The sequence below is a fragment of the Ferruginibacter sp. genome (assembly GCF_014377975.1).
Taxonomy (GTDB): domain Bacteria; phylum Bacteroidota; class Bacteroidia; order Chitinophagales; family Chitinophagaceae; genus Ferruginibacter.
In genome coordinates this window covers 1-3,564 of record NZ_JACMOO010000253.1, presented here as the reverse complement: position 1 = coordinate 3,564, position 3,564 = coordinate 1, and the positions used below count along the sequence as shown (strand labels likewise).

Annotated in this window: 3 protein-coding genes; 2 read left to right on the top strand and 1 reads right to left on the bottom strand. The window is 41.8% G+C overall.

The genetic code is table 11. The features are described from left to right. Positions 1-772 (top strand): M20/M25/M40 family metallo-hydrolase (locus H7254_RS13355; protein WP_301933442.1); only part of this gene is annotated, 772 nt, incomplete at its 5' end. 119 nt (positions 773-891) lie between these two features. Here the strand turns inward: H7254_RS13355 and H7254_RS13350 are convergent. After that, entirely contained in the window at positions 892-1,626 is a 735-nt protein-coding gene (locus tag H7254_RS13350) for a class I SAM-dependent methyltransferase (RefSeq protein ID WP_301933441.1), read from the bottom strand. Between the two features lie 157 nt (positions 1,627-1,783). Here H7254_RS13350 and H7254_RS13345 point away from each other — a divergent pair. Beyond that, a partial coding sequence (locus tag H7254_RS13345) for a S9 family peptidase (protein ID WP_301933440.1) occupies positions 1,784-3,564 on the top strand: 1,781 nt, incomplete at its 3' end.

Genomic DNA, 3,564 nt, shown 5'->3' with positions numbered 1-3,564 from the left:
TGAAGAAAATGCAGGCGAGCCACGGAAAATAAGCCGTGGTGATTTTATTGAAAAGGCAAAGCAGCATGATATTGCCCTGGCATTTGAAGGAGCAACAGATTTGAACACGGTGGCCACTGCCCGTCGTGGTGCCAGCGAATGGAAGCTTGAAGTAGAAGCAAAGCAAGCGCATTCTTCAGGCATTTTTGGTGCTGCCGGTTATGGTGCAGTGTATGAAGCGGCTCGTATCATCAACGAATTCAGGGAGCAGTTAGGCAAGGAACAATACCTCACTTTTAACCCAGCATTATTCATCGCCGGGTCAGATTTGAATTATGATGCTACGGCACAAAAGGGTGGCACTTCTGCCAAGACCAATATTATTGCCCCAAGGGCTGTGGTGCTAGGTGATCTTCGGTTTCTTACCGAAGTACAAAAAGAAAAAGCAAGAGATACCATGCGGCAAATTGTGTCTCGAAATTTACCACAAACAAAAGCAACCATCCATTTTACAGATGGCATTCCTGCTATGCCGCCAACAGCAGGCAATGCTGCTTTGGTAAAAATTTTAAGTGATGTAAGCATCGCTTTAAATTATGGTGAAGTAATAGCAGGCGATCCCGGAAAGAGAGGCGCCGGTGATATTTCTTACGTGGCCAATTATCTTGATTGTCTTGATGGGCTGGGAGCTTCGGGCAAAGGCGCCCATGCACCGGGAGAAACAATTAACCTGAATGAATACCCAAAATTGATCAAACGGACAGCATTGATGATTTACCGGCTTACAAGATAAATGGATGACTTTGCCGACAGGATGTTTATCGCTTACGTTAAATGACTTTATGGTTAAATTGTTGGTAGAAAAAGTAAATAAATTCAATGCAGATTATACCCATTCAACCATACAACAATTCACTTCTTATTATACAACAAAAAATGTTGTATTGGAAGAAAGTCACCTTTATAATTTAATTGAAATCCGTTCGCCATCATTTCTTTGCTTACCTGTGCAACGGTGGTTTTATGCAATGCTTTAATGGGTATCGATGGGTCTTCTCCACGGTATTCAATCAGCAATATTTTTCCTGCCGGCTTTAGTGCTTTTCGGATGGCCTGCAACATTTCAGCAGGAAATTGCAGCTCATGATAAACATCTACCATTATGGCCAGGTCAATGCTGTTGTCAGGCAAGTTTAAAGAAAGGGTGGTACTTTTTACTATTTCCACAATGCTGTCTTTCAGTACTGCTTTTTTATTTTTTAAAAAGCTTATCATTTCATCCTGTATCTCCACAGCATATACTTTACCCTGTGGTACTTTGGCCGAAAGTTTAAAACTATAATAACCGGTTCCGGCACCAATATCAGCCACCACACCATTTGCAGGCAGGCTTATTTTTTCAATCGCAAGGTTGGTGTTTTCTTCCTGGTTGCGGTCATCTCTTTCAAGCCAGTCACTGCCTGATGCACCCATTACATGCGCTATCTCCCGACCCATATAAAATTTACCAATGCCATCAACCGAACCTTTGCTATAAGTGTATGCCGTATCTGCAACAGGCGCAGGTGCTGTAACTTTTTGCTGGGAATTACAATTTGCAAAACAATGGCTGCAAAACAGGATGATAAGGATAACTTTTATTTTCATGCCGGTAAATTTTATAACAGGTATAATAATAGCAAAGTAGTTATTGTTTGATCACTATTAATAATTAACAGACAGCCACGCTGCAAAACTGATAAATAATTTTAATTATAGGGAGAAAGCAACTATTTTTAAAATCAATTTACTAAAATTAATTCAAATGAAGATCGTCCTTTCCTTTCTTTTTCTAACCATTGTATTTTTCAATAGTGCAGCACAAAATCCTGCAAAAAGAGCATTAAAACCCAGCGATGTTTATTTATTAAAAGATGTACAGGATGCCCATCTATCTCCTGATGGCAAATGGGTTGCTTACACAGTGAGCAGCGTAGATACTGCAAAAGATAAACGCAACAGTGATATCTGGATGGTAAGCTGGGATGGCGAACAAACTGTACAACTAACGAATAGTGAAGAAAGCGAAAGTGCACCCCGGTGGAGCCCCGATGGAAAATTTATTTCCTTTGTGAGTGACCGCAATGGTGAAAAGGTTGCACAGATATGGCTGATGGATACAAGAGGTGGTGAAGCAAAAAAAATTACCAGCCTTAAAGGCGATCTTGATGAATATGTGTGGAGCCCTGATGGCAAACAAATAGCCATGAGTATAAAAGACCAGGACTTTACGGATACGTCTAAATCAAAAACCAGAGCGCCATTTGTGATGGACCGTTACCAATTTAAACAAGACATAAAAGGGTATGTAGAAAATAGGTTTACGCATTTGTACATTTTTGATATTGGTACAAAAAAAACGGATACATTAACCAAAGGAGATTTTGATGAAACGTCACCCGCCTGGAGCCCTGATGGCAAACAACTGGCTTTTGTAAGTAACCGCTCAGCAGATAGAGACAGGAATGAAAATCTGGATATCTGTGTAATGGATGTAACCCCTGGCTCTGCGATAAAACAACTGACAACCTGGGCTGGTGCGGATGTAAGTCCTCAATGGAGCCCCGATGGTAAGATGATCGCCTACAGCAGTTCGTCGAGCAACCAGCCATTTACAATGTATGGACAAGGCACTGTTTCAGTGATACCTTCCACAGGAGGTGCTGCCCGTTCATTAGCCGGTTCATTAGACAGGCCGGTTAGTTATATCCGGTGGACAAAAGATGGCCAGCTAACTTTTATAGTGGAAGATGACCGCAAGCAGTACATAGCTAAGCTAAACGTTGCAAACAATACCCTTACAACATTAGCAGATGGGGAAAGAAGTTTTGCAACCATTGAAAGCGCCTCCAATTCAGCAGCATTGGTTGCCTGCATGAGTGAGCCACAATTGCCTACAGAAATATATGCATTGGAAAATAATAAGGTAAGAAGATTAACGCATGTACAGGACTCCTTTGTAAATGCCATCCAGTTTGCAACGGTGGAGGGATTTACTTCTACCAGTAAAGATGGCACAAAGGTTTGCAATATTTTGTATCGTCCGGCAACGGTTGCTCCTGGTCAAAAATTACCGCTGATCCTTTATATTCATGGCGGCCCTGTTGGCCAGGATAATTATGAATTTGATCTTACCAGGCAAATGCTCGCCAGCAGCGGTTATGCAGTTGCAGGCGTAAATTACAGGGGCAGCAATGGAAGGGGCGTAAATTTTACCAAAGCCATTTATGCAGATTGGGGTAACAAGGAAGTAATGGATATTTTGGGCGCCACCAACTACCTTGTTGAAAAAGGTATTGCAGATGAAAAAAATATGGGCATCGGCGGATGGAGCTATGGCGGTATCTTAACCAACTATACCATAGCAACAGATACCCGTTTTAAAGCAGCCGCCAGTGGTGCAGGAAGTGCGTTGCAGTTCACTATGTATGGCGTTGACCAATACGTAACCCAGTACGAAACAGAACTGGGTGCCCCATGGAAAAATCCTAAAAAATGGATGGACCTTTCTTATGCGTTCTTTAAAGCAGATAAAATTAAAACCCC

Coding starts and splice junctions, on each gene's coding strand:
- H7254_RS13350 (WP_301933441.1), bottom strand. CDS start 1,626: ATGAAAATAAAAGTTATCCTTATCATCCTGTTTTGCAGCCATTGTTTT.